Annotated in this window: 12 protein-coding genes; 7 read left to right on the forward strand and 5 right to left on the reverse strand. The window is 69.9% G+C overall.

The features are described from left to right. Nucleotides 1–177: 177 nt before the first annotated feature. The gene (gene ileS, locus D4739_RS02395; protein WP_120059090.1) at nucleotides 178–3,435 is read right to left on the reverse strand and encodes an isoleucine--tRNA ligase; all 3,258 of its coding nucleotides are present in this window, start codon (nucleotides 3,433–3,435) and stop codon (nucleotides 178–180) included. Between the two features lie 252 nt (nucleotides 3,436–3,687). On the opposite strand from ileS, the gene D4739_RS02400 reads away from it, so the two are divergent. The 5 genes from D4739_RS02400 (at nucleotide 3,688) to D4739_RS02420 (ending at nucleotide 8,136) form a co-directional block, all read left to right on the forward strand. Next, complete coding sequence (locus D4739_RS02400) at nucleotides 3,688–4,479, forward strand: acyl-CoA thioesterase (protein ID WP_182920275.1); 792 nt, start codon at nucleotides 3,688–3,690, stop codon at nucleotides 4,477–4,479. 44 nt (nucleotides 4,480–4,523) lie between these two features. Continuing rightward, nucleotides 4,524–5,465: a 2,3,4,5-tetrahydropyridine-2,6-dicarboxylate N-succinyltransferase gene (dapD, locus tag D4739_RS02405; protein ID WP_120059092.1), complete on the forward strand. Its 942-nt coding sequence runs from the start codon at nucleotides 4,524–4,526 to the stop codon at nucleotides 5,463–5,465. Between the two features lie 26 nt (nucleotides 5,466–5,491). Beyond that, nucleotides 5,492–6,448 carry a VldE C-terminal domain-containing protein gene (locus D4739_RS02410; RefSeq protein WP_120059093.1) on the forward strand — a complete coding sequence of 319 codons (957 nt, stop codon included), beginning with the start codon at nucleotides 5,492–5,494 and terminating at the stop codon, nucleotides 6,446–6,448. 149 nt (nucleotides 6,449–6,597) lie between these two features. Further along, entirely contained in the window at nucleotides 6,598–6,876 is a 279-nt protein-coding gene (locus tag D4739_RS02415) for a hypothetical protein (protein WP_120059094.1), read from the forward strand. Nucleotides 6,877–6,987: 111 nt separating this feature from the next. Next, on the forward strand, nucleotides 6,988–8,136 hold the full coding sequence (locus tag D4739_RS02420; protein ID WP_120059095.1) for an MFS transporter: 1,149 nt from the start codon (nucleotides 6,988–6,990) through the stop codon (nucleotides 8,134–8,136). 16 nt (nucleotides 8,137–8,152) lie between these two features. On the opposite strand, the gene dapC is transcribed toward D4739_RS02420, so the two are convergent. Both dapC and fdxA read right to left on the reverse strand, forming a co-directional pair. Next, nucleotides 8,153–9,280: a succinyldiaminopimelate transaminase gene (gene dapC, locus D4739_RS02425; RefSeq protein ID WP_238473480.1), complete on the reverse strand. Its 1,128-nt coding sequence runs from the start codon at nucleotides 9,278–9,280 to the stop codon at nucleotides 8,153–8,155. Nucleotides 9,281–9,285: 5 nt separating this feature from the next. Continuing rightward, nucleotides 9,286–9,612: a ferredoxin gene (gene fdxA / locus D4739_RS02430; protein ID WP_120059096.1), complete on the reverse strand. Its 327-nt coding sequence runs from the start codon at nucleotides 9,610–9,612 to the stop codon at nucleotides 9,286–9,288. A 52-nt stretch (nucleotides 9,613–9,664) separates the two neighbouring features. On the opposite strand from fdxA, the gene D4739_RS02435 reads away from it, so the two are divergent. After that, entirely contained in the window at nucleotides 9,665–10,300 is a 636-nt protein-coding gene (locus D4739_RS02435; protein ID WP_147384760.1) for a putative acetyltransferase, read from the forward strand. A 40-nt stretch (nucleotides 10,301–10,340) separates the two neighbouring features. Next, the gene (locus tag D4739_RS02440; protein WP_120059098.1) at nucleotides 10,341–10,775 is read left to right on the forward strand and encodes a VOC family protein; all 435 of its coding nucleotides are present in this window, start codon (nucleotides 10,341–10,343) and stop codon (nucleotides 10,773–10,775) included. A gap of 75 nt (nucleotides 10,776–10,850) precedes the next feature. Here D4739_RS02440 and D4739_RS02445 read toward each other — a convergent pair whose 3' ends face one another. Together D4739_RS02445 and mshB are read right to left on the reverse strand one after the other, a co-directional pair. Beyond that, nucleotides 10,851–12,563 (reverse strand): VanW family protein, encoded by a 1,713-nt coding sequence (locus D4739_RS02445; RefSeq protein WP_147384761.1) that lies wholly within the window; start codon nucleotides 12,561–12,563, stop codon nucleotides 10,851–10,853. Nucleotides 12,564–12,615: 52 nt separating this feature from the next. Then, nucleotides 12,616–13,524, reverse strand: a complete 909-nt coding sequence (gene mshB / locus D4739_RS02450; protein WP_120059100.1) for an N-acetyl-1-D-myo-inositol-2-amino-2-deoxy-alpha-D-glucopyranoside deacetylase — start codon at nucleotides 13,522–13,524, stop codon at nucleotides 12,616–12,618. Nucleotides 13,525–13,543: the final 19 nt, after the last annotated feature.

A 13,543-nucleotide genomic window follows, 5' to 3' on the forward strand; every position in this document is an offset into this window, starting at 1 on the left:
GTTCAGGGAGGGGTTGTGTGGAGGCGGGAACAGGGATCAGCAACAGGCAGCGCTCGTCACGCGCATGAGGTCGACCCATGCGCGGGTGATGAGGAGGATGCCGTGGTTCATAATGTCGAGTAACTTACTCGACTTATTCATCCGGGGCAAGTCCTCCATGCGTTGTGACGCGAGGGATCAGGCCTTCTTGACGGCAACGACGAGCTCGGGGCCCTCGGCGTACTCGACGGCGAGGGCCAGGGTCTCCCCCGCCACCAGCTCCTCGTGTGCCTCAGCAGCATCGAGCAGGCCACGCGGTGCCGTCACGGCGAGCAGGATCCGGTCGGACACGTCGAGACCCGAGTCCTTGCGGGCCTGCTGGACCGCACGGACCAGGTCGCGCGCGGCGCCCTCGGCCTCGAGCTCGTCCGTGAGGACCGTGTCGAGGACGACGAAGCCGCCGCCCGGGAGCATGCCCGTGACGGTGCCACCGTCGGAGTCGGCAGCGACCGTCTCGAGGGTGTACTCGCCTTCGACCAGCACCAGGCCACCAGCGGTCACGGTGCCGTCAGCGGCGACGGACCAGTCGCCGGACTTGGATCCCTTGATCGCGAGCTGCACCTCCTTGCCGAGGCGCGGACCCGCTGCCCGGGCGTTGACGTTGAGCTTCTGCTCCACTCCGTACGACGCGGCCTCGGTGGAGTCCGCGGCGACCAGGTTGACCGCCTTGACGTTGACCTCGTCGGCGATGATCCCCGCAAAAGCGCTCAGGTTCGTGCCGGAGACGACCGTCAGACCGGCGAGCGGCAGGCGGTTGCGCAGGTGGTTGGCCTTGCGCAGCGCCGACGTGGCCGAGCAGACCTCACGCACGAGGTCCATCGCCTCGACGAGCTGGTCGTCACCGGGCAGGTCGGAGGTGAGCGGCCAGTCGGTCAGGTGCACCGAGCGGCCACCGGTCAGGCCGCGCCAGATCTCCTCGGTGGTCAGCGGCGCCAGCGGGGCGATCGTGCGGCAGAGCACCTCGAGCACCGTGTAGAGGGTGTCGAACGCATCGGCGTCCACGACACCGTCAGCCGCCCAGAAGCGCTCGCGCGAACGACGGATGTACCAGTTGGTCAAGGCATCCAGGAAGCCGCGCGTCGACTCGCACGCGTTGGCCACCTCGTAGGCGTCGAGCTGCGTGGTCATGTCCTCGACGTAGTCACGGAGCTTCGCGAGCAGGTAGCGGTCGAGCGGGTCGGTGGAGTCCGTGCGCCACGTCGCCTCATAGCCATCACCGGCGGCATTGGCGTAGAGGCTGAAGAAGTACCAGCTCGACCAGAGCGGGATCAGCACCTGGCGCACCGAGTCGCGGATGCCCTGCTCGGTGACGACCAGGTTGCCGCCGCGCAGGATCGGGGACGACATCAGGAACCACCGCATCGCGTCGGCGCCGTCGCGGTCGAAGACCTCGGACACGTCGGGGTAGTTGCGCAGCGACTTCGACATCTTCTGGCCGTCGGAGCCGAGCACGATGCCGTGGCTCACGCAGGACTTGAACGCCGGGCGGTCGAAGAGCGCGGTGGCCAGGATGTGCAGCGTGTAGAACCAGCCACGGGTCTGGCCGATGTACTCGACGATGAAGTCGGCCGGGAAGTTGTCCTCGAACCAGTCGGCGTTCTCGAACGGGTAGTGGTTCTGGGCGAACGACATCGAGCCGGAGTCGAACCAGACGTCGAGGACGTCGGTGACGCGGACCATCATCGACTGGCCGGTCGGGTCGTCCGGGTTCGGGCGCGTGAGCCGGTCGATGTACGGCCGGTGCAGGTCGCGGACGCCGTCCTTGTTGACGACCGGGCCGAAGTCGCGCTCCAGCTCGGCGAACGAACCGTAGACGTCGATGCGTGGGTAAGCAGGGTTGTCGGACTTCCACACCGGCACCGGAGAGCCCCAGAAGCGGTTGCGGGTGATCGACCAGTCGCGGGCGTTCTCCACCCACTTTCCGAACTGGCCGTGCTTGATGTGGTCGGGCGTCCACTGGATCTGCTCGTTGAGCTCGCTCATGCGGCCCTTGAACTTCGTCACCTCGACGAACCAGGACGACACCGCCATGTAGATCAGCGGCTGCCGGCAGCGCCAGCAGTGCGGGTAGGAGTGGTCGTAGGTCTCGCGACGCAGCAGCACGGTGCCGGGGTTGACCGAGCCGGTCTCGCCCTCTCCGCGGGTGGCGTTCTTGAGGTGGTCGGTGACGTGGGGGTTGGCGTCGAAGACCTGCATCCCTTCGTAGTCGGCGACCGGGAAGGTGAACCGGCCGTCCTTGCCGACGGGCACGACGGTCTCGACACCGGCAGCATCGAGCACTGCCTTGTCGTCCTCACCGAAGCCGGGAGCCAGGTGCACGATGCCGGTGCCGTCCTCGGTGGTCACGAAGTCGGCGACGAGGACCGAGTGCGCGTTGGCTCCGTGCTCGGCACCGGCGTAGTAGGAGAACGGCGGCAGGTAGCGACGGCCGGCCAGCTCGGCGCCGGCGAAGGTCGCGACCACGGTCGGCGCCTGCCCCTCGGGACCCGCCAGCTCCTTCGCGTACGCCGCGACGCGGCCACTCGCGAGCAGGAACCGGCCCGGCTTCTCGGCGTTGGCCGACTCGACCAGGGAGTACTCGACGTCGGGACCGACCGCCACGCCCATGTTGGACGGCAGCGTCCACGGGGTCGTCGTCCAGATCAGCACGTTGGCCCCGTCGAGCGCATCGCCTGCGTCCTCGAACCGGAAACCGACCGTGAGCGCCGGGTCCTGGCGCATCTTGTAGACGTCGTCGTCCATGCGCAGCTCGTGGTTGGAGAGCGGCGTCTCGTCGTTCCAGCAGTAGGGAAGGATCCGGAAGCCTTCGTAGACCAGGCCCTTGGTGTGAAGCTCCTTGAAGGCCCAGATGACCGACTCCATGAACTCGGGGTTCATCGTGCGGTAGTCGTTGTCGAAGTCGACCCAGCGGGCCTGGCGGGTCACGTAGCGCTGCCAGTCGTCGGCGTACTTCAGGACGGAGGCACGGCAGGCGTCGTTGAACTTCTCGATGCCGAGCTCGTGGATCTCGTCGGTGGTCTTCAGGCCGAGCTGGCGCATCGCCTCGAGCTCGGCGGGCAGGCCGTGGGTGTCCCAGCCGAAGCGGCGCTCGACGCGCTTGCCACGCATCGTCTGGTAGCGCGGGATCAGGTCCTTGACGTAGCCGGTGAGCAGGTGGCCGTAGTGCGGCAGCCCGTTGGCGAACGGCGGACCGTCGTAGAAGACGAACTCGTCGCCGCCCTCGGCGCGCGTCGGGCGCTGGTCGATGCTCGCCTGGAAGGTGCCGTCGGCATCCCAGTAGGCCAGCACGGCTTCCTCGATCGCGGGGAGCTTCGGGCTCGCGGGGACCGTGTCCGCACCGGTGGTGGTGACCTTGGGGTAGGTCTTGCCGTTGCCACTCAAGAGGGGCTGCGTCATGGGGCGTCTCCTGCGGTGCGTCGTCATCTCGTGTTCGGACGAGGACGACACCCCCGACATTCCGGGAGGACCGCGGTACCACCTCGATTGCCCCGCACGCGGGACCACTTCGTTCTGGCTGTGACGGGCCACCCGTCCGGTTCTACTGGGCCGCGCCCCAGACCAACTGATCTGGAGTCTGGCTGTTCTTCCGGAGGCTCGCCGCTGATGACGGCTCAGACGCCTGTGGCCCAAGGGTAGATGATGACGTCCATGACCCACGAGTTCGACCGCGCGACCGCCTCCGTCCCCCTGGGCGGCGGCGTCCACCAGGTCACCGTCACCGCGGACTGGGACACCGGCAACCGGACCGCGAACGGCGGCTACGTCCTGGGCCTGGTCCTTCAGGCAGTGATGATCGAGGCCGCCGAGCCGGACCCGCTCTCCATCGCGATCACGTTCTTCCGCCCGGCCCAGCCGGGTGTCGCCGAGGTCACGGTCCGCCAGGTGCGCGCCGGGCGCCGCGTGTCGACGTACGACGCGCTGCTGGTGCAGGACGGCAAGGAGATCGCCCACGCCGTCGTCTCCACCCACGACTGGGACCGGGCCGGCACGGTCACCCACACGCCCCACGCGGCTCCGCCGATGCCGAGCCCCGAGGCGTGCGCGGACCTGACCACCGTCATCCCGGCCGGGATGATCCCGATCCTGGACCGCTACACCTACCGGGCCGCGGCGATCCCGGGCTGGCTGGAGGGATCGCCGAGCGGCATCACCGAGTCGCTCTGCTGGATCCGCACCGTCGACGAGCGACCGGTCGACGCCCTGCTCGCCGGAGCGATGTGCGACGCGTTCCCGCCGGTGACGGCCGAGATCGGCCACCTGGCCTCGGCGACGATCCAGCTCACCGTTCACTTCCGGCGCCGTCCCCGCTCGACCTGGCTGCTCGGCCACATCACCACGCGGCACGTCATCGACGGCTACCACGACGAGGACGTCGAGCTCTGGGACGAGGAGGGCCGCCTCGTGGCCCAGTCGCGGCAGCTCGCGATCCTCTCCACCTGAGCCGCACCGTCCGGACCGGGGACGGCCCCGTAGAATCCCTCCACGTGACCGAGACTGCGACTTCTGCCTGGGGCCACGGCCTCGCGACCCTTGCCGCCGACGAGACCATCCTGGATGTCTGGTTCCCGGCCCCGGCGCTCGGCGCCAGGCCGGCCGATGCCCCGGTGCCCGCCGAGCTGGTTGCCCTCGAGGGCAGCGACGACGTACGCGGCGTACGCCGTGAGGTCCGCACCGTCGAGCTCGCCGACCTCTCCGTCGGTCCCGCCTCCGCCGAGGATGCATGGCTCCGTCTCCACCTGCTGTCGGCGCGCCTCGTGCAGCCGCACGGGCAGTCGCTCGATGGCATCTTCGGCCTGCTCGCCAACGTGGTGTGGACCTCCGCGGGTCCCTGCGCGGTCGAGGGCTTCGAGCTCACTCGCGCGCGCCTGCAGGCTGCCGGCCAGCACGTCACGGTCTTCGGCGTGGACAAGTTCCCGCGCCTGGTCGACTACGTGATGCCGTCCGGCGTCCGCATCGCCGACGCCGACCGGGTCCGCCTCGGCGCCTACCTCGCGCCCGGCACCACGGTCATGCACGAGGGCTTCGTGAACTTCAACGCCGGCACGCTCGGCACCTCGATGGTCGAGGGCCGCATCTCGGCCGGCGTCGTCGTCGGTGACGGCTCCGACGTCGGTGGCGGCGCCTCGATCATGGGCACCCTGTCCGGTGGCGGCAAGCAGGTCATCTCGGTCGGCCAGCGCTGCCTGCTCGGCGCCAACTCGGGCCTCGGCATCTCGCTCGGCGACGACTGCGTGATCGAGGCCGGCGCCTACATCACCGCGGGCACCAAGGTCACGCTCGCCGACGGCTCGATCATCAAGGCCGCCGAGCTCTCCGGCGCCTCCAACGTGCTGTTCCGCCGCAACTCGGTGAGCGGCGCGGTCGAGGCCGTTGCGTGGAAGGGCACGGGCATCACGCTCAACGCCGCCCTGCACGCCAACGACTGAGCGCAGCCGGACAAGGCAACGCAGTCATGGCCCGTCGCGCACTCACCGGCCTGGCGGTGATCGCCGTCGCCGCAGGAGTGGGCGTCGCGGTCCTCCGCGGCACCGGCCCGCTCCCTGATCCCGAGGGCTGCTCGACGACGGTCAACGGCCACACGGTCCTGCTCGACACCGAGCAGGCGGAGAACGCAGCGCTCATCGCCGCGATCGGCGTACGCCGCGGGCTTCCGGCCCGCGCGGTCAGCATCGCGCTGGCCACGGCGTACCAGGAGTCGAAGATCGTCAACATCGAGCACGGCGACCGTGACTCGCTGGGGCTCTTCCAGCAGCGGCCGAGTCAGGGCTGGGGCACCGAGGAGCAGATCCTCGACCCGGTCTACTCGACCAACACGTTCTACGACGCGCTGGTCAAGATCGATGGCTACGAGTCGATGCGGATCACCGAGGCCGCCCAGAAGGTGCAGCGCTCGGCGTTCCCCGAGGCCTACCAGGACCATGCCGAGGACGGCCGGGCGCTCGCGTCCGCGCTGACCGGCAACTCCCCCGGTGGCGTGTTCACCTGCGTCGTGCGACACGACGTGGCCGCGGAGTCCGATGACCTCAACGCCGCCGGTCTCACGGCGCGGGCCGCGGTCGTGCGGGCTGACCTCGCGGGCGCGTTCGGCAAGCTCCCGGTCGGCGGATTCGCGGCCGGCGGGGTGAGCAACGGGCACCGGGAGGGGTCGGCGCACTACAAGGGCCGGGCCATCGACGTCTTCGTCCGCCCGATCAACACGGCGAACAAGCGCAAGGGGTGGGCGCTCGCTGCCTACCTCGTCGCCCAGGCAGACCGCCTCGGCATCGAGCACGTCATCTTCGACGGCAAGATCTGGACCGCGGGCACGAAGTCCGAGGACGGCTGGCGGGACTACGACCCCGGCGACGCCCCGGGCTCACGTGAGGTCCTCGAGCACCGCGACCACGTGCACGTCGACGTCGCGGACTGACCAGCCCGCGCAACGGGGAGCGCCCTCGCGCAGGGACCATTTCGGGACCTTGGTCCCGAAGGTCCCGGCCTTCGGACCGTGCAGGGCCCAGCGGATCCCGGGGCAACCTTGAGGTGGATCTCGGGAGGGTCACGGCGGGGAGGTCCGACATGAGCAACTCGATGATCTACACGATGGGCACTGCACTCGATCGAGCACACGAGGCCGGGGCGCTGGTCCAGTGCCTCGTCCAGGGCCAGTGGCTCGGAGGGTCGGTGATGGCCGTCGACGGGCACGGCATCGTCCTCGCACGAGGCGACAACGAGCACGTCGTGGTCCGGCTGGAGGACGTGTCTGCACTCCGTGTGCAGGGCGCCCTGCCCGGCGCACAAGACGCAAGTCCGGCGTTCTCGGTGCTGCCGACCACGCGACTCCCGCGCGTGGTCTGAGCGGAGGCTGACCCGCCTGCCTGCCCGGGCGACGGGCGGGCAGGCGGGTCTCGTCCGCGGACCTTGACGGCCTGACGGGACACGGCGCTCCCGCGGCGCTAGCGTGGTCGAGTGACCACTGCGTCGCGCGCGACCCTGCTGACGCCGGCCTTCGTGGCGCTCACGATCGCCGAGTTGCTCTACTTCACCGCAGCCGGTGTGCTGCTTGCCGCCACTCCCCTCTTCGCGCGCGACGACCTGCGCGCTGGCGAGACCGCCATCGGTCTGGCGCTCGGGGCGTTCAGTGCGGGCACGCTCCTGCTGCGGCCATTCGCCGGGCGGTGGAGTGACCGGCATGGTCGTCGGCGGTTGCTGATCGGCGGCTGCGTGCTCTTCGCCGTCGTCGTTCTCGGCCACCTCCTGGTCCACTCGGTCGTGGCGCTGGTCGGGTTGCGGCTGCTGCTCGGTTGCGCGGAGGCCGCGTTCTTCGTTGCCTCGTTCGCCGCCCTGGCCGACCTCGCGCCGCCTGATCGCACCGGCGAGGCGCTCAGCCTGAACTCGCTCGCCCTCTATCTCGGCATCGCCACTGGACCCGGCCTCGCGCAGGTCGCGATCGGGGTCGACGGATTCCGCGGGGCCTGGCTGACCGCCGCAGCACTGGCCGCAGTGGCCTGTCTTCTGGCCGTGCGCATCCCGGAGACCAACCCGGAGGCATCGCAGACCGCAGGTCGGCTGATCCACTCGGCCGCGCTGGGACCCGGCTCAGCGCTCGCCGCGGGGCTTGCTGCCTCGGCTGCGTTCCTCGGGTTCGGAGTGCTTCACGCGCGCGAGGTGGGCCTGGCGCCGTGGGCGCTGGCGCCACTGGTGTTCGGCGGCACGGTGGTCGTCCTGCGGATCGTGCTGCGGTCACTGCCCGATCGCGCGAACCCGGCGCGGCTCACCGCGATGGCGCTCGCAGTCGACGCTGCCGCCCTGCTGGTCCTCGGCGTCTGGTCAGCGCCAGTCGGAGTCATCGCCGGCGCCCTCCTGCTCGGTCTGGGCACCACCTTGATCACGCCCGCGGTCTTCGCCACGGTGCTCAGCCGGGTTCCTGCCGGCGAGCGTGGTTCCGCCGTCGCGACGACGAGTCTGTTCATCGATCTCGGACTGACCGGAGGGCCGGTCGGCATCGGGGTGGTCGCGGCGTACTCAGGTGTTGGCGGTGCGTTCGCATGGTGGGCGGCCCTGCCTGCCGTGGCCGCGATCGCGGTCCTGGCCCGACCCCGACGCCTCGAGGCCTGAGAACAACGGGTCGCGCTCAGCTGGTGAGGCGGGCGATGGCCGCGTCGATGCGGTCGTCGGTCGCGGTGATCGCCACGCGGACATGCTGCTTGCCCGCGAGGCCGTAGAAGTCGCCGGGCGCCACGAGGATGCCGAGGTCGGCGAGATCGGCGACGGTCTTCCAGCAGTCCTCACCGCCCGTTTCTGCATGACGCCGTGACCAGAGGTAGAGGGCAGCCTCGGAGTGGTCGACGGTGAAGCCCGCGGATTCGAGCGCGGCCTTGAGGCGGGTACGCCGCGCGGCGTACAGCGCGTGCTGCTCGGCTGCGTGCGCGTCGTCGGAGTAGACCGCGGTCATCACCTGCTGCACCGGGCCGGGGACGATCAGGCCGAGGTTCTTGCGGACCGCCAGCAGCTCCTTGACGACGCCCGCGTCACCGGCGACGAAGCCGGCTCGGTAACCCGCAAGGTTGGAGCGCTTCGACAGCGAGTGGACGACGAGGATGCCGTCGGCCGAGCCGCCCGAGATGGACGGGTGCAGCACCGAGACGGCATCGCCCTCCCAGACACAGTCGAGGTAGCACTCGTCGGAGACGAGGAGCACGCCGCGCTCACGGCACCACTCGATGACCTTCTTCAGGTGCTCGGGCGGGAGCACGCGGCCGGTCGGGTTGGAGGGGCTGTTGAGCCACAGGATCTTCGGCGTCTCCGGACCGAACGCGGTGAGCGAGTCCGTCGCGAGAGACTCCGCGCCGACGAGCGCAGCACCGACCTCGTACGTCGGGTAGGCCACGGCCGGCAGGCCGATCAGGTCGCCCGGACCGACGCCGAGGTGCAGCGCCAGCTGTGCGATCAGCTCCTTGGTGCCGATGACCGGGAGCACATGGTCGAGCCCGAGGCCGGCCACACCGTGGACCCGGTCGAACCAGTCGATGATCGCCTGGCGGGTCTCGGGCAGGCCGATCGTGGTCGGGTATCCCGGCCACTGCGCGGCCGCGACCAGCGCATCGACGGCGACCTGCGGGGTCGGGTCGACCGGGGTGCCGATCGAGAGGTCGACGATGCCGTCGGCGTGCGTGCGCGCCCGCTCGGCGTACGCCGTCAACTGGTCCCAGGGGAAGTCCGGCAGGCTGGCGGACACACCGCCGAACTGCGGGCTTCCCACCGGGGTCAGCTCTCCTGGTTCTGCGGCTCGAGCTCGGCGATGAACGGGTGATCCTTGTCGATCTCACCCATCTTGGCCGCGCCACCCGGGGAGCCCAGGTCGTCGAAGAAGTGCACGTTGGCGTCGTAGTACTGCTTGTGCTCGGCGGGCACGTCGTCCTCGTAGAAGATCGCCTCCACCGGGCACACCGGCTCGCAGGCGCCACAGTCGACGCACTCGTCCGGGTGGATGTAGAGCATGCGCTTGCCCTCGTAGATGCAGTCGACGGGGCACTCGTCGACACAGGCGCGGTCCTTGACGTCGACACACGGCTGGGCGATGACGTAGGTCATCCGGTCCTCCTGGGGCATTGGGGCGAGCTGCGCTCAGCCTAGTATCCCGGTCATGGCCGACGGCACCCGCTCTCCGTATTTGGGCCCACATGTCGTCGGACAGCGGATCGTGGTCCGGCGTCTGGTGCCCGGTGAGACCGGACCGACCGGTGGTCCGGCGTTCACGGACGTGCTCGGGGTCTGCGTGGCATGGGACCCGTGCGTGGTCCGGACGGACCGGGGCACCGTGACCATCCCGCTCGCGGAGATCGTCTCCGGCAAGCCCGTGCCGCCTCGTCCCTCGCAGCGGCTCCGGGCTGGTTTCGGGGAGTGTGAGGCGCACGGTTCCGAGCCGTGGGTCGAGGCGTTCGATGCTGCGCTCGACCGCGTGCACGTCGAGGTCGGCTCCGACACCTCACGGGCCTACGCCGACGCGGGCTGGCGCGTCGTCGAGGAGGTCGGGTTCCACCTGGCCGGGGTGGCGAAGCTGCGCCGCGGGTGGCCGCACGGGCTGGACGACCTCGGCCTCGCCGGCACGGCGTACGTCAGTCGCGACTGGGTGGAGGTCCGGCCCGGCGAGACGCCGCTCTCCGAGCTCGTCGAGTACGCCGCGGAGCAGGGCGCCACGACACTCTGGCTGCACCATCACGCGGACGAGATTCCCGGCTTCCTGCTGCACCACCGCTGCCGGGAGCTCGTCAGCGACTGAACTCGGTTGACCGTGGCTGACGTCGTTCTATCGTGGAGCGATGGCAACGGTCAGGCAGTTCCAGGTCACCTTCGACTGTGCGGATCCCGAGCGGGTCGCCCGCTTCTGGTGCGACGTGCTCGGCTACGTCGTGCCTCCGCCGCCTCCCGGCTTCTCCTCGTGGTCCGAGTTCGACGCGTCGTTGCCGCCCGAGCACCAGGGCTCAGCGTTCGCCTGCGTCGACCCGACCGGGGTCGGGCCGCGGTTGTTCTTCCAGCGCGTCCCCGAGGGCAAGGTGGTGAAGAACCGCGTCCACCTCGACGTGCGCGTCGGCACCGGGCTGGTCGGCGACGAGCGCCTGGCCGCACTCGAGGCGGAGTGCGCCCGGCTGCTCCCGCTCGGCGCCGTGCGCCAACGGCTGCTGGTCGCCGACGGGATCAACGAGTCGTGCCTCGTCATGCAGGACGTCGAAGGCAACGAGTTCTGCCTGGACTGACCTGGGCCCGAGCTTGACCCCTCGGCGCGCCAATCCTGACCTCTCGGCGAACCAGACCTGACCTTTCGGCGGGGGTCAGGGCTTCTTGGGGGCGGGTTCCTTGCAGGTCACCCGGTCGGCGGAGTTGTAGTGCGTCGTCATCGTCTCGCTGCGGACGCGCTCACCGTTGCGGTTGAAGTGCCGGTAGACCTTGATGTCGAAGCCGGTGTTGGGCTCCTGCGGCTCGCAGTCGTCCGCCGTCGACACCCGCGACCCGGGGGCGACGACGTTGTAGCGGTCGCCGGCCGTCGTCGTGATGTCCCAGTACTTCGTCGACCACATGCTCACGGTGACGACTCCCGACGATGACGGCGTCGACCTCTGCACGTTCGTCTCGATCAGGACGCCGTAGGGCGTGTCGTTCTGGAACTTGAGGTCGACGTAGGGCCAGGCAACAGTCGCTTCGCGGCCGATGGGATACCGGTCGAAGTACAGGCTGTGCGGCTTGTGCTCGACGTCCTTGAGCCCGGCGAAGAACGCTGCGTTGAACGTCGTGGTCGCGACCTGCGACACCCCGCCGCCGTACGCCGTGGTGATCAGGCCGCCGTCGATGACAAAGCCCTCGACGAAGCCGTTGGCCGCCGTGCGCTCGCCGACGGTGCCGTTGAGCGAGAAGGTCTCACCGGGCGCCAGCACGGTGCCATTGATCAGGCTGAGTGCCCGCGGGATGTTCACGTTGCGGTAGTCGGTGTGCGGGTAGTAGGTCGTGAACGTGGAGACCTTCTCCTTGATGCCCCACTTCCGCGCCTCCGCGGTCGTCACCTCAGGCTTCGCCACCGTCGCCTTCACCGGCAGCGTGCGCTCGCCTGAGGGCCGGGCGACGACACTGAGGAAGGCCTCGCTGATGTCCTGGGGGTCGTAGTCGACACCGGGCTTGCCGGGCACGACCCGGGGCGTGCCGCCACTGAGCACCACGGTCGCGTCGACGGGCTTGCCCTTGTCGCCCAGGAGGGAGCGGACGATCGCGGAGAGCTTGGCAGCGTCGAGGTCGGGCTCGAGGACGCCATCCTTCGGAGTCATCGCGAGCGCGGGCGTGAACTGGGCCGGGGTGAGCCGGACCGGGGTGTCGTCGAAGCTGAGCGTCACGGGGCCGGACACGGCCGGGGTGCCGAACGAGTCCAGTGCCTGCTTCACGTCCTCGTCGGTGATCTCGGGCTGCACCGAAACCAGCGCGAGCGTGGCAGGACTGCCCGCGACGTACGCCGCTTCGAGGGCAGCGCGGGTGTCGTCACGGTCGAGGCCCAGCCCCGCACGGCCCGCAACACCCGTCACCTTGCCCTTGGCGAAGCGAACGGCGCCCTCACGAGCGGCGCGGCCGTGGGCCTTGTCGAGTCGGGCGAGCGTCGTCTCGAAGGCTGAGTCGTCGATGTCGATGACCGGAGCGATCCGGTCGCCGCCGGCGTAGTAGTCCCACAGGCGCTGTGGGCTCCACGAGCGGCCACCGCCTGCTTCCTCCACCGTGGCGTCCGCGTCGAAGCTGAAACCGAGCTGCTCCGCGGTGAGCTCGGTCGCGGCGCCCCCGACGGTCACCGCGATGGGGCCGCGGGTCGCAAACTCCTGGTCCAGCAGGGCCGCGGCTGCCGCCGGCGCCTTGCCGCCGATGGCGACACCGGCCACGGTCGTCCCGCGCGGGACCCGGTCCGCAGCGAAGGCGTAGGCCACGGCGTACGCACCTCCGACCAGCACCAGCAACCCGAGAATGGTGAGGACGACGACGCGTCCGCCCCTTGCCTGTCGCTCATCCGTCACGCGGCCCATCGTAGGTGGGCGCCTCCGCCCAACCCGGGAGGCGGGTCCGCGATCAGAGTCCTGCGAACAGGTCCGTCTCGAGCCCGTCCTCGCCGACCGGGCCCTGGACGCCCTGCGCGAGGCGGTAGTACTCCGTGCCCCAGAACGCCGTGCCGACGCTGCCACCCATCGCGAAGAACGGGCCGTCGGCATCGATCTGGGTGACGTGGGCCTTCATCGCCGCGACCTTCTGCTCGGCGTGCTCGCCGCCCTCGACCTTCGCGGCCAGGAACTCGTCGGGGGTGGTGAACGGACCCATGTCACCGTCCGGGTCCATCCCGGCGAACGTCTCCGTGTCACCTGAGGCCCGCAGCGAGCGCAGGCTGTCGCGGAAGCGACCCTCGCTCATCGCGCACCAGTAGATCTTGGTGATCGACCACGGCTCGCCCAGCTCCAGCTTGTACGACGGCACGGCGGCCAGCTGCGCGGCGTACATCGCGACGCGGTGGGCCTGGATGTGGTCGGGGTGGCCGTAGTTGCCGAACTCGTCGTAGGTGACGAGCACCTGGGGCCGGACCTCGCGGACCACCTTCACGAGCTCATCGGCAGCGCGGGTGAGATCCGCGTTGGCGAAGGCGCGCTCATCGGTCTCGTCGGCCGCGATCGCGTATCCCTCCTCGTGCCACTTCATGCCCGAGTCCCGGAACGCTCCGAAGCCACCCAGGAAGCGGTGGTCGGTGACGCCGAGGATCTTCATCGCCTCGGCCAGCTCCTCGCGACGGTGCTCGCCGAGGGTGTCGTCCTTGTCGGCGGCGACGTGCGCCAGCTCGGGGACGAGCACCTCGCCCAGCTCACCTGCGGTGCAGGTGACCAGCGTGACCCCGCGCCCCTCGGCCACGTAGCGGGCCATCGTGGCACCGTTCTGGATCGACTCGTCGTCAGGGTGGGCGTGAACGAGCAGGAGGCGCTGGTCTGCGGACATGGTCCGAGCCTACTGAGGG

Source organism: Nocardioides cavernaquae (genome assembly GCF_003600895.1).
GTDB classification, from domain to species: Bacteria; Actinomycetota; Actinomycetes; order Propionibacteriales; family Nocardioidaceae; genus Nocardioides; species Nocardioides cavernaquae.

Excerpts from the sequence above, each read along its gene's own strand:
- D4739_RS02415 (WP_120059094.1), top strand. The coding sequence starts at position 6,598 with ATGAGCAACTCGATGATCTACACGATGGGCACTGCACTCGATCGAGCA.
- fdxA (WP_120059096.1), bottom strand. The coding sequence starts at position 9,612 with ATGACCTACGTCATCGCCCAGCCGTGTGTCGACGTCAAGGACCGCGCC.
- D4739_RS02435 (WP_147384760.1), top strand. The coding sequence starts at position 9,665 with ATGGCCGACGGCACCCGCTCTCCGTATTTGGGCCCACATGTCGTCGGA.
- D4739_RS02410 (WP_120059093.1), top strand. The coding sequence starts at position 5,492 with ATGGCCCGTCGCGCACTCACCGGCCTGGCGGTGATCGCCGTCGCCGCA.
- D4739_RS02400 (WP_182920275.1), top strand. The coding sequence starts at position 3,688 with ATGACCCACGAGTTCGACCGCGCGACCGCCTCCGTCCCCCTGGGCGGC.
- mshB (WP_120059100.1), bottom strand. The coding sequence starts at position 13,524 with ATGTCCGCAGACCAGCGCCTCCTGCTCGTTCACGCCCACCCTGACGAC.
- ileS (WP_120059090.1), bottom strand. The coding sequence starts at position 3,435 with ATGACGCAGCCCCTCTTGAGTGGCAACGGCAAGACCTACCCCAAGGTC.
- D4739_RS02440 (WP_120059098.1), top strand. The coding sequence starts at position 10,341 with ATGGCAACGGTCAGGCAGTTCCAGGTCACCTTCGACTGTGCGGATCCC.